The sequence below is a fragment of the Mucilaginibacter sabulilitoris genome, from assembly GCF_034262375.1.
GTDB classification, from domain to species: domain Bacteria; phylum Bacteroidota; class Bacteroidia; order Sphingobacteriales; family Sphingobacteriaceae; genus Mucilaginibacter; species Mucilaginibacter sabulilitoris.
Genome location: NZ_CP139558.1, coordinates 1,022,420 through 1,045,313, shown reverse-complemented (window position 1 = coordinate 1,045,313; position 22,894 = coordinate 1,022,420). Strand labels below are relative to the sequence as shown.

Genomic DNA, 22,894 nt, shown 5'->3' with positions numbered 1-22,894 from the left:
AAACTATTTTTATAGCATGAACACGATCACGGACGTCAGCCGTCAAAGCATAGCAGATGAAACAACCATCGGCAGGTTATGGTACCATGGCCGCCTTACGGAGCCGGACTTCCTGGCGCGGCTATTCGACCTGAAAAAATTACCTTCGAGAGATTCGAGGTACAGCGACGCGTATGGGGACATTTACCAGCATATGGTCAATAATAATGACTGGCCGGAGGATTGGTACCTGGGTGATCCCCGGATCAATATTCTGCATTGCGACGACGAGCTTTACGGTAAATTCTTAGCGCTCAGCCTTCACCCCCGCACAAGGAGCGATGAGGAAGAAGTGCGATCACTGGTCAGAATTTATAACAAACACTTGGCTGCGGATGGTTTCCAGGTGGTCCAAACAGGGGACATTTCCGGAAAGCCGGTCTTCGAGATCCGCCCTCTGGGTGCGGGCAGCTATATTGCCGTGGCCACCAAACAAAACATTAAGAAATATCTGAATACCGAATATGTCGAAGGTAAGATCAACACCATGCACGATGCGGTTTTGAAGGATACCGAAACGGCCATCGGCACGGCGAAGGAGCTGTTGGAAACTACCTGCAAGTCTATCCTGAAACAAAAAGGCATCGCTATTGATAAGGACTGGACGCTGCCACAATTATTGCGGACGACGACACGAACCCTTGATTTTAAACCGAAACATGCCCAGGATGCACAAAGGGCGGAAACGGCGATCTTAACCATCCTCAGCGGGATCAATAATATCGTACAGGGGGTGGCCGAACTACGCAACAGCTATGGTACGGGGCATGGCAAGGACGCTGACTTTAAGGGGCTGGAAACCAAATTCGCCAAATTATTTGTAGGCGTGGTGTCACACCTAGTTATATTACTGCTGGAAACCAATGGCGAAATGGCGGAGCTGGTGGAACCTGAACCTGGCTTTTAAAAGAAACAATATGGCTTTACAACAGGAAATTAAAAGGCAGGCGGTGGTTGTGATCCACGGCATGGGCGAACAGCGCCCGATGGAAACCTTACGTAGTTTTGTCCGGGGTGTCAAAGCGGTGTTGGAGCAGACTGATCCAGATGAGAAACGCTCGACGGTCCGAAGCAAGCCGGATAGCATCGGCGACATTTATGAGACAGTGCGGCTGAGCATGGACAGTACACGCAAGCGGCCAATCACGGACTTTTACGAATTTTACTGGGCGCATAATATGCGGGATACCAAATTCAGCGAGATGTGGACCTGGATCATGCGGCTGGTATTTACACCCGTAAAAAAGGTACCTCCCCGGTTACAAAAGCTTTGGTGGACAATCTGGATCTTATTCGCGGCCGTCATGGCCGTCGTGATTGTACTCTCCAGTAAAGATAACCTTTCAACGCTCAAAAGGATCTTGGCACCAGTGATCACTTTGTTTGTCTTTCCGTTTCTGTTATCGGCAGTCGGTTCCTTTGCCAAAAGCGTCTTCCTGAATTCCGCGGGCGATGCTGCACGCTATTTTACACCGGAGCCTGATAATATTGGCGAGCGCAGCCGTATCCGGCAGCAGGGTATTTTATTCCTGCAGAAATTACATACCATCATGTCAACGGAAAAAGTAGACCGGATCATCGTGGTGGCGCATAGCCTTGGCACGGTGGTGGCTTATGACCTGATGCGCCTGCTGTGGACGGAATACAATACGATCTATAAACCACATCTGTTGGTCAAACAGCCATTCCTGGAGCAGCTTGATAAATTCCAAGTGGACGAGCATAACCTGGACGAATTCCGGGCGTTGCAATTTGCGGCCTGGGACGAACAGAAAGCCAATGGCAATCCATGGCTGATATCGGATTTTGTCACGCTTGGTGCTGCGATCAACGCAGCCGATTATTTTATGGTCACCAACGAAAGCTTTGAGAACCTGATCCGGCAGCGCGAAATGCCAGTATGCCCGCCCGCCAAGGATGAAAAGGACCAGTCGATGCTCTACAAATGCTGGCCGCCTTTTGAAATTGAAGGTCAAAAGCGCACGATCAAACTGCTTAATCACGGTGCATTATTCGCGGTCACGCGCTGGACCAACATCTATTATTCTTGTGATTATGTTGGGGGCCCCATGCAAAGGAAATTCAGAAATGGGATTAAAGACATTGTTATCAAAAGAAAATCACCATGGTTTTTTCCCGGTGGTCACACTGATTATTGGAATTTAGATGATTCGCAAAATGCAATTAAGGAAATTATTGCCGCTATGACACTATAGATTTAACTTCAGGATTAATCAATTTGATATCTAACTTCAAATGTAACATTGATTTGCGCTACCGATTAAACTTTTTACTAATTGCTCGTATAAGGTCGTCATTGTAGCCCTTTTTGTATCGTAAAACATTTCTATATTACAAATCAACAACGGATAACTATTTATTATCAAACATAAGGCCCTTTTGTTCACCGGCTTGGTCGGCTACTGCTTGTGACAACATCTGAATAATTTACTAACAGTAAATTTTTAACCCCCAGAGGTTTGACCGGAAGTTTGGAATTTTGTGGCTTTATCATGGTAATTTAGCAACAATTGATGAACGTGAACTTGAAACCACTTTAAAATTCAAAGAGCCTTTCGGCTCTTGAATTTTAATGCAATCTAAACTGTCATTTTACGTTTTCTCGATTGTTGCTTTTTTTCGGGCAGCTCCTCCTTCTGCTGCTGGTCTTTTTTTTGACTATTGGCCGGTTTTTGTTCGGGTTTTAGGAGCTCCTCGCGTTTGATCTTCTTCATCTGGTGATCATATAGGTCAACAGTTTTAAATTGCGGACTTGCAGTAACAAAGTATTTGACTTCTCCTTTACCGCGGGTAACGGTAATCTGTTGCGGATTGCCTTTTCTTATGGACCGAAGCAGATTTTCTTTGCTCTCGGCATTTTCCATCTCTTTAATTCCTTTACCCGTTAATACTTCCTCCAGGTCAAAGCCGTAATTGTCGTTAAATCGTTTGATCTCTTTATTACCGTTTTGGCTAAGATTATCGGGGTCAAGCTGCAGCCAGGCTTTATAAGGCTCACTGTCCTTGTTATAAAGTTGTTTGTAGACTGCCCGGCCCTCCATCAGGTTAAATGCCTCTTTGGCAGTAATACCATTGCCTTTATTAATGTAGAAGGTTTGGTTAACTTCGTTATCCTTGCCATTATTCAGTTTAGCATCGAACTTATTGAAGAAATACATACCGTCGCTTTCGCCCGCCTTGAAGTGCAGCTGGTAATCCACAGCTTTCTGGTTAAATTCATGCCGCGCGTCCAATATAAAGTCCGGCGTCTTTTGATTAATTTGTTTTTCCAGTTGGTCATTAAGCTTATCGCCAAACCCAAGGTTCAGCAAGCTTTTTTTCAGAAATTCTAAATTTTGCGTGTTCATAAAATTTGATTTTAGTAAATGGATTTGTTTTTGTGTTTCTAACTTTCCTATTGGTATAAAAGAAAGATCTTCATGACTTTGACTTTGACTTGCCCTGGCCCGCAATAGCAGCATAGCATCTGTCACAGAGACATCCGGCTGAAAAGACTGCAATTGCCAGTTGACATTACCAGTCCCAAGACTGGCAGAATATCCAATAAAGCTTAGCCTGCCATGTGCGTCCCGCATGAGGTCAACATCGAATCCCACATCATTGACACAAGTAATCAATTGCTGATTATCTCTTTCCTTGAATACGGCTTTACGGAGATCATCGATTACATTGGGATTCTGAAATCCTGCAGTAGTCAGTTCCTGCTTCAATTCGTAATAATTTATTGCCTTTTCCATGATCTTGAAATTTTTAAGTTACGTTTTGCCCGTTCTTAATAACCTTGCGTGCTGCTTGCATCACAATCTGTGGCTTCTTCACATGTAGTTGCGACGCGATGCGGTTTAATTGTTCTGCTGTAATGGGCCTTTGGCGTGAATTATATATTTTAATCATGCCGTTTCCCGGGTCAGCCTGGACATAGATATTTTGAAAATGGCCGTCTTGCTTCCAATGGGTAGGAATCAGCTGCCCGTTCTCCAGGTAACGGATTAACTCCTCGCGATTGCGAGTAATATTGGGCATCGTGGCAAGTGCTGCTGCTACATCAAATGGGTGGTCTGGCGAATAATATTTTACTCCATTTTCGCCTAGTTCCACCCAGCGTTCACTTTTATGTCCTAGTACGTCAATAAATTGTTGTTTTATTGCCCGGCCTTCTAACAAGCTCAAAACATGATTTGACTTGAGATCCGGCCATTCTGCCATGTCAAATTTGTGCTCACGCGTTGTCAGGCTCTTTTCAGCCAATAATCCATCAATCCTCCTTAACTCGAAATTCCCATAAACGTCCCTCTCGAAATGCAGGTCTAAGCTAAACCGCTTATGCGCTGTAAGGTGGCAATCCAACGGCAACTGGACCTGATTGCGGCCAACATCTAAATGCTGTTCAAGCCGGCCGACTATTGAACCAAGCCCGCTTGCACTTAATTGGTTTTTGAGGTTTTCCAAATTGGCTGTGCGTTGACGGCGTTGATGCTCAAGGTAGGCAGGACCGTCAATTAAATAATTCTTGGCCCGTAAAAACAACCGTAGTAAAATATTGGGATAAATCTGTTTTTCCAGTTTTGCAATATTGTTTTCCAATAAGACCATGAACGGCTTTTCATCCGGACGAACCGTATCGCCCAAATGGTGTCTGGCTTGACGAAAGTGATCTAGCTGAAGCCGAAGTATTGTTCGTTCATCTGTAGTGCCTACCTTTAACAATGGTAGGAATTCAGCTTTTTGGCTATCCCAGGTCCTGAATGCCTGCAGTATGCGGTTTTCCGGTTTCATAAGATTAGTTTTTATTGATCTTCAGCAAAACCGGGAACTCGTCTTTCAACTTTACTTTGACCTTGTGAACTTTCTTACTTAAGAGCCCCTTAGCCGCATTAATACCGCCAGCGGCGGCTTGCGCAGATAGATTTCCGTCCATACTCAGGAATTGCATACTTTGAACAGCATTGCTTGCCCCATCGCCAGCTGCACCACTGAGTTCTGCTTCAGGGGCGGGAATTCCTGGCATCCCGTCCAGGCTAAATACGGTTAAATTGGTTGGCAGAATATCCTTGCCGATTCTAATATTTTGAATGTTCAGCAATAACCTTTGATTAGTGACCTGGCAGGCACCATACAATAATTGCCCTTTCGGTAGCTTAATTCCATTTATCGATACCGAATCGGTAAGCTTCAGCCGGACGGTCCCCCCATTCATGACCTTTTGCTTTCCATCAATAATAGCTGGGATCGCGCGAAATGCAGAGTCACTTGTTTTTTGCTCTGGCTTTAATTTAACCGATTGTGGGTTTTGAATAGCTTGAATTTTTGTCAGCATTTCATTCAGCTGTTTCATTTCCGGATCTTCTGTGCTGCCATTTTTCATAGCACGCATCATTTTGTTAAGCCGTTGTACCTCCGGGCTGGCATCCGACTGCCTATAAGTTGCAAGCTGTGGCTGATTGATTTGACGGTTAATTTGCGCTAGTTTAGCCTCAATCTTCGCCGATTGTTGGTCAGCTGGATTACTCAGACTTTGAGGATGTCCTAAATTAATCTTCGAGGAATCAACCGGTCGTTCCGGTTTAAAGCCCATGGCATGCATAAAATCTTTGCTGACCCCCTCAGCGGTATGTAAGCTGTCTTTTTTCGCTGATTGGTAAATGTCCATCTTATCTATCGCTTCCCTATTTCTAAATTGGGCAGATGGCAGAGCCAGTTCGATTCCCTTTTTAGGTGTTGCGGCCGCGGCGCTACTTCCGTCTTTTCCTCCGTCAAGCGCCCAAAACGCCATCGTAAGAAATGGCAGAACCAGTATTGGTACAACTAGATAAAACCTTCGTTTCTTTATAAACTCTTGGGAGTATTGCGGCGGTTGGCCGCTTTGTAGTTGATTTTCCATAGCCTTATTTTTTATTGGTTAATGAATCAGTTTGTTTTAAATTCTTAATAGCTCGTTTGGGCGTGTTTGATGCTTGTCCGATATGAACCGGAAATAGGTTTGCGACCGAATTCCTAATGACCTGCTTAATAGGTATCCTGGTGACACTGACGGTCAGTAATATTGCCCAGGTTGCGCAAAAAAGCCACAAAATCTTTTTTTGACGGCGGCGGCTTAGTCGGTTGATACACCTATTTGCTTTTACCGAGATCTCCTGTTGCCACCTTAGGATTAGCGAAGCGATTTGCTTAGCAACACGGTCGGTAGCTGGGTTTTCGATTTGCTTCTTATTTTTGTTAAAGACCATTGCATTAATTTTGAATAGTGGAATCTCTATTGGCTAATATTTCCCAATGCTGAATCAGGAAACCATGAGGATTATTATCCGTCTGGATTTGGATGTCCCTGACCTCACCCTGGGTAACGAGTTTGCGGTATACTGTTCCGCTGGAACGCACCAGTTTTTCCGTTGCGTAGCAGGTAAATAAATAGGGCCATTGATTACCTTGAAGCCGCGTACTGTCTATTTTGATCTCCTGAGAAATATTCGCAGATATCAGGTTGTTGAAATAACCGGACTCTCGTAAATTATCATATTGACGTTTTGCCGATTCATCCGCCAGATACAACGCCTTTCCAACATTAGCCTGGATTGCCTTATCATCCGGGCTTAAATTGAAAAAGTACTCATGGAATGATTTAATATGATCCCTTAGCTCAACCGGTAAATTGGACTTACGGTCGGTAGCAGACGCTTCTAACAGTTTGCCGTTATATAAAATGTGAATGCGGCTTTGCGCGAGGTTAACCGCTTGGGTGCTTTTATAGATACAAAAGCACATGGTTATCACGTTTCCGATGATCAGAAATAAGCTGAACTGACGAATATGCTTAAAGGCAGTATCGATATTTTTAAGATGACTAAACATAATGTTTTGATTATAATGATGATTAATTTCTGTTAAGTTTTTTCTCCTCATAGCTTGCTGCATTACCAATGTTACCGGCACCATTATACCCGCTCATGAAATCACGTGGAGCGTTAACCAGATTGGCGGCACCCTGCTGTATTCTGCCACCGGTGGAAGATCCTGCAGACATTGTAGAATTCCCGGTATTGATCACCATTGTATTTACCTTTTGAAGAAGTCCATGGCCGCCCCCGGCATTAACAATATAATTCGCGACACTGGGAACGGTGAAATAGCCGATTATTCCAATGATCAGGAAAATCAGGTAAGCCGTATCCGTTGAACTAAAGAATGTATCTCCGGCATTTTGAACTTGAGAAATATCAAGTTTTAGCATATTTTCCTGGACCTTGCCGATAATTGCACCAAAGATGTTAGCTACTGGCAGCCATAAAAACACATTCAGATATTTTGCCAACCAGGAGGTAAGTGTATGTTGAAAACCGTCAAAAACTGAGAGACCAAAGACTAAAGGCCCAAGAATCGCTAATACAATCAGGTAAAAGGTCCTAATAGTATTTATACATAAAGCCGCTGCTTCATAACATACTTGAAGGATTTCGGACATCCATTGCTTCACAGTATTTCTGAAGGTATAGGATGCTTTTGCCATTGCAAATTTCACTTCATTGCCAACACTTTCCAGAATACCCTCGCTTTCACCCGTTGGATCGTTAGGATGTGTATACTTATACCATTTTTGACGATCACCATCGCCACCGGCACCCTCATACATTTGCCATGTGTCAGTCTTCTCAATCGCAGCTTCCTTTGCTTTTAAAAGTTGGGCTATTGCCGCATCTGAGTTTTTGACCATTCCTGCTGTCGCGTTAACTGTCGGCTGCATGATGCCATTAATTACAGAGATCACAGTAGGGAATAATAAGATAGCCAGGCCTAAGCCAAAAGGCCTCATGAGCGGATAAAAATCTATTGCCTCCGCACTCGCGATTTGCCTGTACACCCGGGCGGCGATATACCATAGGGCCCCAAAACCTGCTATGCCCTGTCCAATTCCTATCAACTGTCCGCACATGGGTAGCATGTCATTATAAACCCCGTTTAATGTGCCCTGTAATCCCTCGATGTTCTCAGATAGGCCTTCCGCTCGGGAAAATAAGGGAAAAAGTATCCCTGTCACTGCCATTACAGCAGAGATTATCCATTTGTTTTTCATAAGCTTGAATTATTGGTTTATACCATAAAGTCGTTTGAGATTTTGGTTGTCATTTACCTCCTTGGTACGTTGAAGAGATAATACGATACCTTGATTGTTGAATGATCTGAGAAATTGCAGCCGGTCAAAACCGCTGCTGTAGATTCGGTCTATACTTTTAATCCTGTCCGCATCCGACATGCGTAATTCACCTGCTGTAAGGATATGGGTCAGGTTTTCAGCATCATTCAACGTTTCGGAAGCTAAGCGACTATAAACACTACTCATATAGTCAAGCTCATTAATGGAGAAAGTCCGGCTTCGCCGGAATAACCCCAGCTTGCTTTTATATTCACTTACTAAACTGGCTTGCATGGAAATAATAGCAGCTATTCGCCCATACTTCCGTACTGTTGGACTGATTGCCAGCAGCCCGGTGAGATATACATCATGCAATTCGAAATTCGCTTTTGATAAGGACGATATCGTACCATAACCTTGTTGATAAATTTGATAACCGGTTTTCATATCTGCCAGAATACTTTTCATTTGCGTTAGCTTCTCTATATCAAGCAAAAGTTGCTGTAGTTCCTGCGATTGCGCCCGGGATGGGATGGGTTGAAATACCGATACACACATCAGTACTCCTATTAATATTTTATAATGTGTTGCTTCCATAATAAATTAGTTTAATCCGTATAGTTGTTGGCTTGTCCGCAAGTCCTGAGATTCCTTAAGGCGTTGTTGTCCGAAAACTTTAGCCTGGGCGATAAATCCTGCGGTAAACCGGTAATTTTCCAGCATTTCATGATGGATATTAGCGATCAGGATGATCCTTTCTGCATCACTCATTTTTGCTTGTCCGTCCGATATCGTTGTATCAAGCATGTCTATCTGGTAATCGCAATCCTTTAATATTTCTTTTCTGACTTTTAATAAATAGCCCTTTTCTGCGGAAGTCAATCCCGCGATCTGGTTTATGCCTTTTAATATTTTTAAAATGTCTTTTTGCCAGTCAAGAATTTCCCTGACTTGGTAATTTTTCTTAACCGCACCGCTGGCAAAATCTAACCGATGATAATAGTTGCCATGCAAGGTGTTTTCGGTATTCAAGTAGCCCGAGATTGAACTAAGTCTGCTGTGGGCGATCTGGTAACCCTCCTTAACATAGGTCCTGTAAACTTCCAATGCCGCTATTTGCTGAAGAAGGTATTTTTTTTGCGTACTGCCCTGGCGGAACCATTCGGAAAAGGTTTGTGCCTGGCATGGCGAACCAAAGAAGCAGCCAATGATGATCACAAATCCTAATGCAAACATTTTGTGTGATGGATTCCGGGACCCTGCTGGGAAAATCATTTTATTGCTAATTGATTCCATACAGGCGCTTGGTTGTTTTAGTGTCGGCCAAATCCTTACTGCGACGAAGACTTAAAATTTCATTTTCTGTGTTGAAACGGCGCATATCATTGTAATTCTCTTCAAGCCGGTCACCTGCCCGGTTAATTTCTTCAAGCCTTTGCTCATCCGTCATTTGGGTAGTATTGGCGCTAAGCACATTTAAGACCTCGTCCAGGTTTTTAGCACTCGCTACAAGTATTCCATTGTAGACGGACGCCATGTGACTGATTTCACCAGAATTAAAATGCCTATCCTGCTTGAGTAACGCCCAGGCTTGCTGATATTCTTTAATCACCGCCATTTGCTCCAGCGTAAGTTGCTTGATTCGCTGGTAGTAAGTAATAGTTGATTTTACCTTCCACAATTCATCGTAATAAGTGCCAAATAACATTTGTTGCTCACTTGTCCATCCTGAAATTTCAGTAAGCCTGAATTTAGATAACTCGTTTTCCAGCACTTTTTGTGCGTTCTGTAGCCAAATGGTCTGGTTTTGGATGCGCTGCACCTTTAGGTCAATTGCTTTTATGACTTTTTTGACTGTTAGCTTGATAACTTCCGCAGCGACAAATTGCGCATTCACCTTGACTGGTTTAAGGAAGACTGCCAAACTCAATATTAACATCAGTTTAAAATTTTTCATAGCTCCTCCGGATCCGCCGTTCAGCAGATCATTTACATGATATCATTTAACATTATTTTATTTTTTCGTAGGTAGCCCCCGATGAAACAGTGCCAGCAGATGTATTTACATAGATTTGCTTGCCTAGCGCTGATTCAGAAAGAACCTGCTTTTCTTTGTCAAATGTGGCAGTCCACCTTTTCTGGCTAAATTGCCTGGGTAGGACTTTACCTCCTCTGATCAAATTGTAGCCTGACCTTTTTTCTATATGATAAGTCCCTGCCGTCAGGTTATACGCCTCAATAATGAGCGTATCACTGAGAATTGTATATTCATTTTTTGAGGTAGTAACATAGACGCCTGAAACGGCTTTGTCTGCAAGGTTTGTGCACCCTGTTATTAGTAATGCAATACCGCTGATGATTAATAATGCTGATGGTTTCATATATATGTGTTTAATTATTTAGTGATCATTTGCTTTTCACGCACGAGTACGGCGATTCCTTTTTCTACACTGCCATATTTGGCTGCATAATCCTGTACCATGACACGTTCCTTACCTTCCGTCGTATAGGCATAGTATTCTTCCGGTGAAAGCTCGTTTTTATAAACTTTCATTACCTGGCCACCAAGGCTGATATAGATTTCACGGTTGTCTTTATTCACGGATAGAACCTGCGCCTTGCCTTTGTCGGACATTCCCAATGTATCCTGCAGCTTGTCAAACTTGTTCATGAATGTGCGCATATCCATCAGAATCTGAATGCTCGCGTTGTTGATGATTGCGTCTTTAATAATGGGTGAGCTAACTAGGTCATCCAACTCCTGCGTTACAACATTCGGCACGCCATTGAATTTCCGCATCGTTTTAAAGGCATACTGTATGAATCCAGCCATGCCGGAATTTGCTATCGCCTTCCAAGCCTCGTCTATAGTCAGTACTTTCCTGACCCCTTTTAGCTTTCGCATCTTGGAAAGAAATAATTCCATAACGATTAGGGTGACCACCGGAAATAAAATCGGATGGTCTTTAATGGAATCCAGTTCTATGACGACAAAACGCTGCTCCAGCAAGTTCAAGTTGTCTTTTGCATTAAGCAGGTAATCGAATTCACCTCCCTGATAGTATGGTCGCAGGACGTACAGAAAATTGTCGATATCAAAATCCTTATCTTTCACGCGCTGCCCCTTCAATATATCTACATAATAGTCCTGCAGATAATTGTAAAAGCTATCAAAGCAGGGAAATATGGAGTTGTGTTTTTCAAGGTGCTGATAATAACCCTGTAAAGCGTTCGATAAAGCCACGTATTCACTGCGCATAAAACTTTCATTTTCCTGCTTCCAAAGCGTCACCAGTAGGGCCTTAAGGCTTTCTTTTTTTTCCGTATCCAAACCTTGCCCGTCCGGCAGATAAAAGGGATTAAAACGTATAGGCGTATGTTCATCATACGTAAAGTAATAACCCCCCACCAACTCGCAGAGGCCTTTATAACTCCCGCCGATGTCTACCGTTACGCAATGCGCGCCCTGATCATATAAGGTTCGTAGAATGTGATTAACCGTCATACTTTTACCTCCCCCCGAAGTTCCGCAAACCAGCATGCCCATATTAGAGGTAATACCAGCTTTCCTTGGCGCATCAAAGAGGTCAACAAACACCGGTTTGCCGGTCAACCTGTCACAAAAGCGTATTCCTTCAGGTGGCGGATCGCTGCGATAATTACTTTCCAGGTTTAAAAAGCAAGTTCCCTGTTCTAAGAAGGTATCGAACGTATCATTAACCGGAAAATCTGCAGCGTTACCTGGGATACCAGCCCACCAGATCTGCGCGGCTCCATCGGACTCATGCTTGCTACTGGCCCCGATCTGAGCCATTGCCGAACCTACCAGGTTTTTGATATTTTGTAATTCTTCTCGCTGATCGGTCCAGGCTAATACATTAAAATGGGCCTTGACCGGAAGACGCTGCTGGCTAATAGCTTCGTTGAGGAAGTCATTTGTGGCATCCCGACCAATACTATTTTCACGGCTGTAAGCCGATAAGGATTGAAGGCGGAGCTTTTTCGCCTCAAGGGCTTTCAGGATTTTTCCCGTATCCCCGATGAACAAGTATTGATTATAAATATGATTGCACTCCAGCAATAAATTGAGCTGGGTGGTAAAACCCATGGGAAACTTGGTTTTATCAGTACTATACTTATCATAGGTCATCCTGCTGCCGCAAAAAGCAGGCAGGTCCTCTGCATCTCCAAGCGTAAACAACTGCGCATGCTGATCGCCGATTTGTAACCGGTCTTTCAGATGAATGTCTTTGAGCATCGGCAAATCGGTTGCTGATTGCAGAAAGCAATACTGTTCTAATATACCGGGTCGTTGCGCAGTACCGGAAAGTTCATCATCCTTCAACCGGGTCAAACCTATGAGCCGGCTGTCGCAAAGAATACGTTCAAACTGTCCTACTTTTTCCAAAAATTCCGGAAGCATTTTCACGTCCGTGGTCTGCTTCGGAACGATTGTTTTACGCATGATACCTGAAAAAGCACTATTCGCCTGTTTACGGTCCGCCGCCTTTTGAGTAAGCATCAAATAACAGGTATGATCAAGATAGGACCTTCCTTTAAAATGACGGTCCGCCGCCGTGGTCAGGAAGTTTTGTGTTAGACCTTCAGCACCGTTATAATTGTTTTTAAGATATTTATCCTGCTTATGCAATATACTGTTTTTAGGGAGTACCTTAATTGCCCTCACCCAGGATTGATGATAAGTCTCATACTCTTCCTCCGAAAGCGTAAATATCTCAGGCATTTGGACGCGAAAGGCAACCGTAAGGTCCCCTTGAACAGATACCATGCAATCATGCTCGACCTTATAAATCGGAAAGATCTTTTCCGCACTATTGAATAATGACATAATTAGCGCTTTAATGAAGTGAATAATTTGCGGGACTTAAATTTTAAAAAGGCGGGCAGATAGTTTCGCGCGCTCCGTTTCATCAGTCCGTATTGACCGTATTTATGACTTAACTTGTAGACTTGCAGAAACAGCAAGGATCCCAGAGCGCCGATAACGAGCAGGCAGATATATACCGGCAAACCAACTATATAGAGCACAGCGAATAATACCAGTAAGCCGACCAACCCCCCAGCGAGGTAACCGATGTATTGGGCTTTTAATCCCTTAAATTCAATTGGCTTGTTAATTCCTTTATTGATTTGATAAACTGGCATATTTTGACTCTCCTTATTTTATTTAATGGTTATAACCGTTGCCCAAGACTTCGGCTTTTTTTATTTTGTTCCAATGGCACCAACTGATAGGTGGCCCGCACCGGCTCGGGTACAATATTCAGATCCATCACATTGACGGGCGTTTGATCCTGCGATACCTCATCTGCAGGGGTATTGAACAAGCCATTTTGCTTGATTTGAGAATCCTGGATTTTCAGCGCAATTTCTTTTTCCAACCTGGATAGCTCTCCCTTCAAGGTTGTCAATTCGGCTTCTTTATCAAAGGGTTTGTTTACAATGAGCGCCAGCATGCTGATCTCCTGATCAAGGCTGCGCAATTCCTTAGTATATTTTTCAGTAAGTGCATCGACTCTATCAATGGCATTGAGAAAGTGGCGCGTAGCGGTCTTCGGGTTATCAATGTTGATTGCTCCCTTGTTATAGCTGTACTTGATCCCGCTGTCCCGGCTTTCCGCATAAAAATTATTGATATACCGGTACTGGTTTACACCATTCTCCTCCCAGGCTTCCTGCTGACGGCGGATGTAAAGATCAAAGCCATACAGTTCGCCCAATAACTTTTCATCAGCCTTCCCCTTTTCAGGTTCCCAACTTTTATACAGGTTAATTAGGTATTCGCCAATTTTCTCTGCATTTACTGAATGAAACTCTTCGAGCCTGATCAGGTTGAGTTTGACCCCTTCGGCATCCTGTTTAAGCCGCATATGATACTTTTGGTGATCAGCTTGAAGCTTCTCTAATGTCCGCTCGGTTTCTCCTTTATCTCGTGTAAGTGATTCCAGGTGATAACGCGACCGGGAGGATTCTTTAAAAAATACGGTGCGAAGGTTTTCCAGCCCAGCTACTTTTTTTTCAATCTTAGCTTTTTCCAACAATGAGGTATCCCCTGAAAGAATAGCGATATATTCTGAGAAGTTCATTCCACTTTGTTCGTCCATAGCCCCCTCATCGATGGTACGTATATGGAGTTCATTATTTTTCATTTGGCTAATGAAACGTTGCTTGTTTTGCAATAGGCTGAATTTGTAGTTATCTAATGATTGTTCAACAGCATAGATAAAATTCATCACCTTGTTGCCATAGTGTTCTTTGGCCAGCCAATTACCTTGCCTGCCTAATCGTCCATCGCGTTGCTCCAGCTCAGAAGGCTTCCATGGAATGTCCATGTGATGCATGGCAACCCCGCGCTTTTGGACATTTAATCCGGTCCCGGCTTTTTCGGTGCTGCCTATCAATACCCGGATATCCCCATTGTTCATCCGCCGGAATAATTCAGGTCGCTGTTTTTCTGACCAGTCATGAATAAAAGATACTTCATGTGGCGGAAGACTGAAGTCGCCCACGAGTTTGGCTTTAAGGGCATCATAAATATTGAATTGCCCTGCCTTTGGCGTTCCGATATCACTAAAGATGATTTGAGTACCGCGAAATGATTTACTCTGTTCATAGATCTCAGCTACTTTTCGGGCACAAACATTAACCTTATTGTCCGGATGATCCGCATAATCAGGATTAATAAGCCGCATATCCGCCGACATTTTTTTCGCATAGTTGGTTGCGATGAGCATGCGGGCGAAATCCTCCTCCCGGCTTAGCGGCGCGCGGCCGATCAATGTACCATCACCTGACTTTGCGAACTGCATTAACTTCTGGATAAAATCTTTTTGGTCCGGAGTGGGCGGAATATTGACCAGATGTTCGTTCAGGCTTGGCTTATCGAGATTGATATGTTTGGCGGTTTTATAATCAGTGATCTCATTGTAAAAAAGCGCCAATTCCGGTACTTTAATGAAATAACGGAAACGTTCTTTAGAAATGATTTCGTTAGTAACCGAAAACTCAAAATCAATCGTTTTTCGCGCAAATACTGCAGCCCACCCATCAAAGTTCTCAATACGCTGCCTCGCCATTTCTCTGGGTCGCAAGTATTTGAAAATAAGATACATTTCAGTCAGGCTATTGGATATTGGTGTACCTGAAAGAAAGGTCGAGCATAAATCGCTGTCGAACTTTTGCTGTAAAGTCCTTACGGCGAACAACATATTCAATGCTTTTTGGCTTCCAGCCGTATTTCCTAATCCGGCAACCCGACTGTGCCTGGTCGTAAAGGTCAGGTTCTTGAATTTATGCGACTCATCAACAAAAAGGTGATCGATGTTCAAATCCTGGAAACTAATATCTTTATCTTTTCGATTTTCTATCCGGTCAGCAATATCGTTTAAGCGCGCCTCCAGGTTAGATTTTCGAACTTCCAAACCCTTTAAAATCTTTTTACTGATCTTCTGACCTAACTGTACAGCTGTACCTAAATCACGTTCTACATTATCCAGTTCTTCGCGGAATATTTCCTGCTGAATTTGCTCTGATTGCGGAATTTTCCCGAACTGGTCGTGGGTGAGGATGATACAATCCCAGTTATTATTTTTGATCTCATGAAACAAGCGCATCCGTTTCGCGGGCGAAAAATCGTTTTCCCCCGGTGCGAGGATTTTTGCCTTAGGATATGCCAGTCGGTAGGTGTCCCGAATCTGGTCAACATTTGCTTTTAAAGCCAAAATTGTTGGTTTGTGTACAATGCCAAGCCGCTTCATCTCATAACTGGCAACGATCATGGTAAGCGTTTTACCAAGACCAACCTCATGGTCGATGACAGCCCCCCGGTTCTGTATGATTCTCCAGGCAGCATTTTTCTGCGAGGAATAGAGATCTGTGATTCCCAACCCTTGTTTATCCAACCCAGGGAATTTCAAATGGCTGCCATCATATTCGCGCAACACATAGCAGTTAAAAGTATCATTATAGGTTTTTGTTAACAGGTCTTTATCTTCCTTGGGGAGGTCCTGAAGCCAATTCAGGAAATGTGTACGTATCGCTTCGACTTTTTGATGGGCCAGCTGTATGGCCTCATTATCGGGAAGCCTGATAGTTTTACCCTCACCTATACTAACGGTGTAGGTAAAATGTGGTGAAGTATTTTCTAGCCCATGCTCCATCATTGTATGGCCTGTCATGCGATTACCCTGCATAGGAGTAACACTATATTCCTGATCAGTGATCGCATTGCCGAATTTATAGTCGACCTTGAAAGTATCCAGCGATGGGAAATAGGCCACCTCAGTGTCCAGCTCGAACAGCTTGCTGGCAAACCTGCTGTAGTAAGAGGTAGGTATCCAGCGTTCCCCTAAATTGAAATCCAGCAACTCAAAAGGAATTCTTTCCGGCTGAATACCTTGAATAGCCTTTAAACTTATTTGAAACTGTACATTTTCAGATCCTTCAGCCACTGCAAGTTCAGCTTCAGCCAGCTTTTTTACTACGTTACCTGCAAGATACTCATCGGCGGTTTCCCAATTGCTCGTTTGAGGGTTCTTATAGATCCGGCCCCTTAACTCAGCAACAATCTCGCTTGAGGTCCTACCGGTGGCTTCTGAAATAAATGGTAAAGAAACACGACCCGTATCATTCAAGCTCCTTGCTAACGCCTCAACAACATCATCGCTTTTGAATACTTCTGTCTTCGGAAATAACGGTGAGTGAAAAATATCTGCTTTTAAAATCTGGTCATTTTCCTTTCGCTCCAAAGAAGACAAAATAATAAAACCAAATGCTTCGTCGTTCAGTAGCCTGCCACGGTTTACATTTTTATTGAGCTCGCCATATGCTTCTCGAAACTTGTCGTAAGAAAGGTTCAATTGATCGCGAAGGGCAGGGAACTCGATTCCATTCTCACTTTCCTTAAGTTGCAACTCCTGATAACTATCCCGGACATGGGTATACTGTTCATAAAACGATAGATCATTTTGCGAGCCAAAAGCTTCAAATGCGGCCCGGCCATTTTCGGGATGTCCAATGATACCTACTTGGCCACGATGGATAACAAGTGTGCCCTTACGGTAAAAAGATTTAAGGTCGGCAAGCGGACGAACATTTTCAGGCGATAACAGGAATACAGGTTCGAGAGACTTGTCGCCCTGATAAAAATATTGATAGTCAAACTTTTGCAATTGCTCACTCAATACTTTGAGTTCATGACCCAACAAACCGGCCGTCATCCAGCGGGCAGAAACAGGGACTTCACGGATATTGGAGTATAGTTTATACAAATAATGACCATTGGATTTACTTCTGGCAGTCACAAGCACAAAACATTCATGATTTGTTTCAGCATTTATTTTGATGATGCTGACGGGCCGCGCTGACTGGTTCATCACAGTGGCCAGGTCGGCATCGTTAAGGTAAGCCTGGGCCCGGCTGATATTTTCAGCCGGCGCAGTATCGAATAGACCTAGCTGTACTGCGGATGAAGTAATTTTATCCTCCGGCATCGGTAAAAATGTAAAGGTCCGGTCAGTTTTTACATGTCTTTCCAGCTTCTTCTTAGCCTCTTGCGATAGTGTGTTTTGGGCTTTTAAAAACAAATTTTTGTTCAACCTGCCTTCAAAAGCATCTTTAAGCATTTCAGTTAATGGTTCTTGAAGATCAGAAATATGACCGTTATGCCAAATGACCATAGCGGGCTGTCCGTATTGATTGGTTCCTTCTACAATTTCATCCCCAAAGATGAGGTCGGTGTGTCGTTCGGCATAAGCGTTCAACTGATACGTCCCGGCCTCACCACCTAATTCAACAGACCGGATGAGCAGCTCTTCGTCCTCAGAGAGGTTAACCTTGCTCGTGTTCTTTTGTACAATTAGTAAATGTGTCGGTGCCTCAACCCCCGCGTGATCCTTCATCAGATTTGCCGGCATCATTGCTAAAGCAATAAAATCGGCCTGAGCAAACAGATGCTCCCGTGCCTGCTGGTTAGCGGGAGAGTTCAAAAATGAATCAGTAGTCAGATAGGCAAGCATTCCGCCATCGGCAAGTTTATCCAACCCTTTAACAAAAAAATAAGTGTGAATTCTACCTGAAAGCGCCATATTGGTATACCCTTTATCATATACTCGGTAATTGCCAAATGGTATATTGCTGGCTACCAAATCATATTGACCATTTTCATGGTCTGCAGTTTCTTCCAAACCTTTGATCTGAACCTCGCTGTTTACAGGTATGCCGGACGTAATCGCCGTCAAAACCTTACCGGTGAGTATATCCTTTTCAATGGCCATAACCTCTTGAAGGCCTGAAAAGGCCGCAACAGCTTCCGATATAAAAACACCTGCTCCGGCACTTGGCTCATATAACTTGGTTGGTTGCAAATCAATCTCTGCCAAGGCCTCGTAAATCGCCTGAGGAACGAATGGAGGGGTGTAATAAGCGGACATCGTGCTATTTTTGATAGAGTCAACTGCTTCCTTATACTCGGATTCAGGCAATTCACTTTTTAATAGCAGATAAAATTCCATAAGCCCATCATACAACCGAAGATCTTCCGCCGTAGCTCCTTGCGCCTGCCATTCTTCCTTGGTACCACCTCCATACATAACTGCTTTTATTCCACCGAAACCGGCATAGCGCTTAAGAATTTCGAGTTGGTCGGTACTTGGCTCTTGGCCGGATTTTAATCCGAAGGCAACCTGTAGCGCAGCGATATTATCTGTTAATTTTTGCTTGGGTGCGAAAGCCATAACATTATTTTTTTAGCGGTCCAATTTGTTTGTCCGTATTCCTGAATTGCTCCGCCAATCGCAAACCGCAGTATGCGGTTGTTCTGATCTACGCCTAGTTCCTGGAAAACAGGCTCGCAGGCATCGAGCAAGTTGATCAGCTCGTAATTCAGAAGGCCCTGCAGGCGAAGCATATCTGCCATGGGCAGAAAGTCATCATCTAAGATTTCAGCTATGAGGTGGAGCCTGGAGGGGCCAAGGTCGCTGGTAAGTGCCGCCATGCATAATTCTGTGATCTCATACATGGGCTTTCCATCATCCAGTAGTTTCTCGGGCAAGTCGTTCAGCTGACTGATCTTATCGTCAAGATAATCTCCCGTTGCATTGTTTTCCTGCAAACCGATGAGTATTTCCGGACGGTTTTGTGCCAGGAAATCCCGTAACTTAAGTTTCAATAATTCTTGCATAACATTTGATTTAAACCCCGAAAAATGATTTTAAGACCGTTGCTACCACGACCAGGAAGATGCAACTGCCAAACCAACTGGAAGCAACCTTGCCGGTATCATGTTCCCCATCATTCCATTTCTTATACACCTTTATAGCCCCAACCAGCCCAATGATGGCACCTATAGCATACATGAGATTGGTACCGGTGTCGAAATAACTTTTGACCTGCGAGGTCGCCTGATTGATCCCCGCGTTTCCATCCTGTGCGAAAGCGGCTTGCTGATAGGCAAGGAACAAGTAAACAACTGTGGAGGTCCACCTCACCAGGCGGAGAATTCCTTTCCTGTAATTAGGCAGCTTCGTTTTCATAAGACTCCTCTGTTTGACCAGCGTCCAGCCAATAATTTTGCAACTCTATTAGGTTCAGCGGAAAGGAAAACTCCGCAATTCCCTCGCTCAGGAGGAAATTATTAATTTGTTCCATATAACCCGTCCCCTTTAATGCCGGATATTTTTGGATGATCAGTCGAAATAGCATTTCAAAGTTCCCCTTTGATTCTTCCGACTCATTGATGACCTTGATAAGGGTTTTAACCTCCGATATCATCTCAGAAAAATCGGTCAGCAATTGATCATCCTTATCAGCTATTTTATTGTTGGCACTCGTGGTTGGGCTATCCTCATTCGGACTTTCTGGTGGGGCGAAGAAAAGTTCCTCCTGGTCTACAAATTCAACATGTTCTTTTTGAATAGCTCCAGCAACTTCGTATTCCGGAATTTGTAAGTCCCCAGATAACGGTGCCGTCCTCGGATTTCTCCCGCTGATGCGGTATAGACATGTTTTTAGTTCCGACATGTAGAAGGTCAATCCAACATATCCATAATAGCCCACCGCCACAAGGAATATAGCAGCTGCATAATTAAACCATGATATTTGATGTAGCATAACGTTTATATTTTCCCGCAGCTGCATTGCTGCTTCGACGATTCAAAGTTCCAAAGACCCGCCGGCGAAACCATCCGAGTTCGTCCGAGTCGGACAACAACTATTTTTTAATAAATAAAAAAAGCGGCTGTTACGCCGCTCTTTATCTGATCATTTTAGCTTCTTCTGTATGCGCAGCATAAATGCGCTTTTCATTTCATCAATATAAACAGTCGGACTGGGCCGGTTAGAAAGCCAGTCATAGGTGTCGTAAAAATTCCCCAGTGAAATATTAAAAGATTTTTCGATGAATTTAACAATGCTTTTGAGGTTCTTTTTGCCAAAAGCATCTGTGGCATGCCAGCAATAAATCAATTCTATCAAAGCACATTTGGTTTGCTTCCAATCAAAATCCCGAAAGTCTGAATCGATTTGAATGATAGCATCCTTTTGCATGATTTTTTGGATAGAGTGCTCCAGGTGTTCCTGCATTAACTCACTTGCTAAAACCTGGGCAAGCTTGTGATCATGGGTGGTGCTAAAAGCCGGATCAAAATCCACTACACACTGATCCGGATCAAGATGTACATCGTAATTCCCCCGGACGAAATAGTATTCATCAAGGTAAGTTGCCTCTGTTCTCACATATTGATAGAAAGAAAGGTTGCTTTCAAAAAAATGATGGAGGATCTTAATTTCATTACTCAGATAATCCGCCGCCACCTTCCCATCACCGATTGGTTTACGAATTTCCAGGTTCAGCAGGGATTGGTAAAAAATAAGTTGAGACTTGAACTTCGGCTTTATGTTTTTAAAAAACATGATCTCCTCTGATGGCGTTCCGGGATCATTTACCTTACAAAAATCTTTTAGCCTCCGCAGGTACTTGATACAAACATGCATCGATTTTTCATAACGCTTAATCAACTGCCCTTCTTCAAGAGCAAGCGCGTTGATATCCTTATTGAGATCCGCATAAAGACGTTCACTAAATTTAGTTATCATATTTCCCTAGTTAAATGAAGTGTACTGCCACCAGCCATCCTTGGTTAGTGTCTCTAACAGTACTCGTGTGTATCAATCTTTCATAGGCTATGATTAAGTTTTGGGGAAATAGGTATTATCAAGAATATTGAGCATCCGTTGTAAAAAGTCCCTAACGGCGGCTGCCGTCTTTTGATCAGTACCATAAAAGGCACGGGTAAAACTTTTGACTGATATATGGAGTTGCTTCTTGGTCTCAAAATGAGAAGAGAAAAATCGCAAAATCGCAGAAATATTATGCAGATGGTATGCGCCTTCCAGGTAACTGAGCCGAACTAGTAATGCAAACTGACTGACAGAAAAGTTCAACGGCATGTGTTGTGTGGGGGATGACTTCGAATCTGTTTGTGCAGACGCCCCCCGTCCGTTTAACTGGTCCCTCATCCAATCTACCATCAGCTCTTGGATAGAAACACGGCTGGCATCAAAGAACTCCTGTATTTTGACAGGACAAAGTTCGAGACGTTCAAGTTCCTTTTGCAGAAGTTGCTTCCGGTTTTTCTTCGTCGAGTTAATTTTAGAAACCAGAATTTCATTTTGATACCAACGCACAAACATTGGACTGTTGAAATTATGGGTGTATAAAATGTCAGCAAATTTGCCTGTACCGGGAGTGCCCGGTACCAGATCATCCGCAATTGTCCGTAATAGCTTGTTTAAATAATCGAACTCCCGGTAACTTACCCCAAAGTAACGGCCGTCAGTAAGTTTGGCAGAAATTGATTCCTGAACCGCCAAGATTAGGGCGTCGTTTATTTCTAACACCGTAAGCTGATCTAAAACAGCTACCAACAATGCATTCAAATGAGCACATTCGATATCAAAATGATCCTTGGAAACAACATGGCCGTGATCACAATATTTGTAGAATTTAGTAAAGAGCAGGTCAAGGATACCTTCAATTGATGCTATTACTTTCCGTCCGTGAGCATAAGTGACAATTTCCAGATTGGAATGAATGGAGAACTTACCTGAAAGTTGATCAGAAAGGGAAATTAATGTTGCCTGATGGTAATGAATATAACGGACTAAAGTATGGTCTTTTACGTTGCTGAAAAGCTGCTGTAGTAACTGTGCACTTAACTGTTTGCAAGCTAATGCTGTGCGTTCAGACCAACGGCCGAAAGCTTCCGGGCGCACAGCGGCGCCGGTGATTTCGTTATAGTTAACGACTTCGCTAACAATTGTTTCCAGATGATATAGTGCTGAAATAAGCAAAACAGTATGATAAATGAGGTCAATGGCTTAAATTTTATTTTTTGCGATTGTGAAAATGGTTCCTATGTTGCGAAGTGCTTAATTAATATTAACTTTATATTAATTTTTTACTCCTTTGTTGCGTATTTGCAGTAGTGATAATGATGGTCACTGTAGCCGTGGTCGGGTCGGATCCCGTAGTTGTATCAGACCACCCTTCATTGAGCACCTCCCTGTTAAAATCACAAATGGTATCCACCTGTTTGTGTAATTTTTTCGATTTTAAATTTTTCATGGCTTCGATGTTTTGACCAAAAATATAAGGTGGTCAAGCAACCGATAACTTTATTACGCCGA

The 22,894-nt window shown here is 43.3% G+C and carries 19 protein-coding genes; 2 read left to right on the top strand and 17 right to left on the bottom strand.

What is annotated here, in order from left to right; all coding sequences use genetic code 11:
• Window positions 1-16: 16 nt before the first annotated feature.
• Both SNE25_RS04670 and SNE25_RS04665 read left to right on the top strand, forming a co-directional pair.
• A complete protein-coding gene (locus tag SNE25_RS04670) occupies window positions 17-946 on the top strand; it encodes an abortive infection family protein (RefSeq protein WP_321563929.1) in 930 nt (309 codons plus the stop codon).
• A 10-nt stretch (window positions 947-956) separates the two neighbouring features.
• Window positions 957-2,255, top strand: a complete 1,299-nt coding sequence (locus SNE25_RS04665; protein ID WP_321563928.1) for a hypothetical protein — start codon at window positions 957-959, stop codon at window positions 2,253-2,255.
• A 384-nt stretch (window positions 2,256-2,639) separates the two neighbouring features.
• Here SNE25_RS04665 and SNE25_RS04660 read toward each other — a convergent pair whose 3' ends face one another.
• The 17 genes from SNE25_RS04660 to SNE25_RS04580 all read right to left on the bottom strand — a co-directional run bounded on the left by SNE25_RS04660 (window position 2,640) and on the right by SNE25_RS04580 (window position 22,558).
• A complete protein-coding gene (locus SNE25_RS04660) occupies window positions 2,640-3,797 on the bottom strand; it encodes a hypothetical protein (RefSeq protein ID WP_321563927.1) in 1,158 nt (385 codons plus the stop codon).
• 13 nt (window positions 3,798-3,810) lie between these two features.
• Window positions 3,811-4,836 carry a hypothetical protein gene (locus SNE25_RS04655; protein ID WP_321563926.1) on the bottom strand — a complete coding sequence of 342 codons (1,026 nt, stop codon included), beginning with the start codon at window positions 4,834-4,836 and terminating at the stop codon, window positions 3,811-3,813.
• A 4-nt stretch (window positions 4,837-4,840) separates the two neighbouring features.
• Entirely contained in the window at window positions 4,841-5,941 is a 1,101-nt protein-coding gene (gene traM, locus SNE25_RS04650) for a conjugative transposon protein TraM (protein ID WP_321563925.1), read from the bottom strand.
• A 350-nt stretch (window positions 5,942-6,291) separates the two neighbouring features.
• On the bottom strand, window positions 6,292-6,909 hold the full coding sequence (gene traK / locus SNE25_RS04645; RefSeq protein WP_321563924.1) for a conjugative transposon protein TraK: 618 nt from the start codon (window positions 6,907-6,909) through the stop codon (window positions 6,292-6,294).
• 22 nt (window positions 6,910-6,931) lie between these two features.
• Window positions 6,932-8,128, bottom strand: a complete 1,197-nt coding sequence (gene traJ / locus SNE25_RS04640; RefSeq protein ID WP_321563923.1) for a conjugative transposon protein TraJ — start codon at window positions 8,126-8,128, stop codon at window positions 6,932-6,934.
• A gap of 9 nt (window positions 8,129-8,137) precedes the next feature.
• Window positions 8,138-8,785, bottom strand: a complete 648-nt coding sequence (locus SNE25_RS04635) for a TerB family tellurite resistance protein (RefSeq protein ID WP_321563922.1) — start codon at window positions 8,783-8,785, stop codon at window positions 8,138-8,140.
• 6 nt (window positions 8,786-8,791) lie between these two features.
• Complete coding sequence (locus SNE25_RS04630) at window positions 8,792-9,424, bottom strand: hypothetical protein (protein WP_321563921.1); 633 nt, start codon at window positions 9,422-9,424, stop codon at window positions 8,792-8,794.
• 46 nt (window positions 9,425-9,470) lie between these two features.
• On the bottom strand, window positions 9,471-10,145 hold the full coding sequence (locus SNE25_RS04625; RefSeq protein ID WP_321563920.1) for a conjugal transfer protein TraI: 675 nt from the start codon (window positions 10,143-10,145) through the stop codon (window positions 9,471-9,473).
• 52 nt (window positions 10,146-10,197) lie between these two features.
• Window positions 10,198-10,569 carry a hypothetical protein gene (locus SNE25_RS04620; protein WP_321563919.1) on the bottom strand — a complete coding sequence of 124 codons (372 nt, stop codon included), beginning with the start codon at window positions 10,567-10,569 and terminating at the stop codon, window positions 10,198-10,200.
• Between the two features lie 14 nt (window positions 10,570-10,583).
• Window positions 10,584-13,037: a TraG family conjugative transposon ATPase gene (locus SNE25_RS04615; protein WP_321563918.1), complete on the bottom strand. Its 2,454-nt coding sequence runs from the start codon at window positions 13,035-13,037 to the stop codon at window positions 10,584-10,586.
• A 2-nt stretch (window positions 13,038-13,039) separates the two neighbouring features.
• Window positions 13,040-13,354 carry a DUF4133 domain-containing protein gene (locus SNE25_RS04610; RefSeq protein ID WP_321563917.1) on the bottom strand — a complete coding sequence of 105 codons (315 nt, stop codon included), beginning with the start codon at window positions 13,352-13,354 and terminating at the stop codon, window positions 13,040-13,042.
• Between the two features lie 29 nt (window positions 13,355-13,383).
• Entirely contained in the window at window positions 13,384-18,942 is a 5,559-nt protein-coding gene (locus SNE25_RS04605; protein WP_321563916.1) for a helicase-related protein, read from the bottom strand.
• Window positions 18,915-19,388, bottom strand: a complete 474-nt coding sequence (locus SNE25_RS04600; RefSeq protein WP_321563915.1) for a hypothetical protein — start codon at window positions 19,386-19,388, stop codon at window positions 18,915-18,917. The genes SNE25_RS04605 and SNE25_RS04600 overlap by 28 nt, the downstream gene beginning before the upstream one ends.
• 10 nt (window positions 19,389-19,398) lie before the next feature.
• A complete protein-coding gene (locus SNE25_RS04595) occupies window positions 19,399-19,740 on the bottom strand; it encodes a DUF4134 domain-containing protein (RefSeq protein WP_321563914.1) in 342 nt (113 codons plus the stop codon).
• Window positions 19,721-20,317 (bottom strand): hypothetical protein, encoded by a 597-nt coding sequence (locus SNE25_RS04590; protein ID WP_321563913.1) that lies wholly within the window; start codon window positions 20,315-20,317, stop codon window positions 19,721-19,723. The genes SNE25_RS04595 and SNE25_RS04590 overlap by 20 nt, the downstream gene beginning before the upstream one ends.
• Before the next feature lie 150 nt (window positions 20,318-20,467).
• Window positions 20,468-21,301 carry an RteC domain-containing protein gene (locus tag SNE25_RS04585; protein ID WP_321563912.1) on the bottom strand — a complete coding sequence of 278 codons (834 nt, stop codon included), beginning with the start codon at window positions 21,299-21,301 and terminating at the stop codon, window positions 20,468-20,470.
• Window positions 21,302-21,394: 93 nt separating this feature from the next.
• The gene (locus tag SNE25_RS04580; protein WP_321563911.1) at window positions 21,395-22,558 is read right to left on the bottom strand and encodes a hypothetical protein; all 1,164 of its coding nucleotides are present in this window, start codon (window positions 22,556-22,558) and stop codon (window positions 21,395-21,397) included.
• Window positions 22,559-22,894 lie beyond the last annotated feature (336 nt).

Coding starts and splice junctions, on each gene's coding strand:
- SNE25_RS04595 (WP_321563914.1), bottom strand. CDS start 19,740: ATGAAAACGAAGCTGCCTAATTACAGGAAAGGAATTCTCCGCCTGGTG.
- traM (WP_321563925.1), bottom strand. CDS start 5,941: ATGGAAAATCAACTACAAAGCGGCCAACCGCCGCAATACTCCCAAGAG.
- SNE25_RS04610 (WP_321563917.1), bottom strand. CDS start 13,354: ATGCCAGTTTATCAAATCAATAAAGGAATTAACAAGCCAATTGAATTT.
- SNE25_RS04620 (WP_321563919.1), bottom strand. CDS start 10,569: ATGAAACCATCAGCATTATTAATCATCAGCGGTATTGCATTACTAATA.
- SNE25_RS04655 (WP_321563926.1), bottom strand. CDS start 4,836: ATGAAACCGGAAAACCGCATACTGCAGGCATTCAGGACCTGGGATAGC.
- SNE25_RS04585 (WP_321563912.1), bottom strand. CDS start 21,301: ATGATAACTAAATTTAGTGAACGTCTTTATGCGGATCTCAATAAGGAT.
- traK (WP_321563924.1), bottom strand. CDS start 6,909: ATGTTTAGTCATCTTAAAAATATCGATACTGCCTTTAAGCATATTCGT.
- SNE25_RS04660 (WP_321563927.1), bottom strand. CDS start 3,797: ATGGAAAAGGCAATAAATTATTACGAATTGAAGCAGGAACTGACTACT.
- SNE25_RS04615 (WP_321563918.1), bottom strand. CDS start 13,037: ATGTCATTATTCAATAGTGCGGAAAAGATCTTTCCGATTTATAAGGTC.
- SNE25_RS04670 (WP_321563929.1), top strand. CDS start 17: ATGAACACGATCACGGACGTCAGCCGTCAAAGCATAGCAGATGAAACA.
- SNE25_RS04605 (WP_321563916.1), bottom strand. CDS start 18,942: ATGGCTTTCGCACCCAAGCAAAAATTAACAGATAATATCGCTGCGCTA.
- SNE25_RS04630 (WP_321563921.1), bottom strand. CDS start 9,424: ATGTTTGCATTAGGATTTGTGATCATCATTGGCTGCTTCTTTGGTTCG.
- SNE25_RS04600 (WP_321563915.1), bottom strand. CDS start 19,388: ATGCAAGAATTATTGAAACTTAAGTTACGGGATTTCCTGGCACAAAAC.
- SNE25_RS04590 (WP_321563913.1), bottom strand. CDS start 20,317: ATGCTACATCAAATATCATGGTTTAATTATGCAGCTGCTATATTCCTT.
- SNE25_RS04635 (WP_321563922.1), bottom strand. CDS start 8,785: ATGGAAGCAACACATTATAAAATATTAATAGGAGTACTGATGTGTGTA.
- SNE25_RS04625 (WP_321563920.1), bottom strand. CDS start 10,145: ATGAAAAATTTTAAACTGATGTTAATATTGAGTTTGGCAGTCTTCCTT.
- SNE25_RS04665 (WP_321563928.1), top strand. CDS start 957: ATGGCTTTACAACAGGAAATTAAAAGGCAGGCGGTGGTTGTGATCCAC.
- traJ (WP_321563923.1), bottom strand. CDS start 8,128: ATGAAAAACAAATGGATAATCTCTGCTGTAATGGCAGTGACAGGGATA.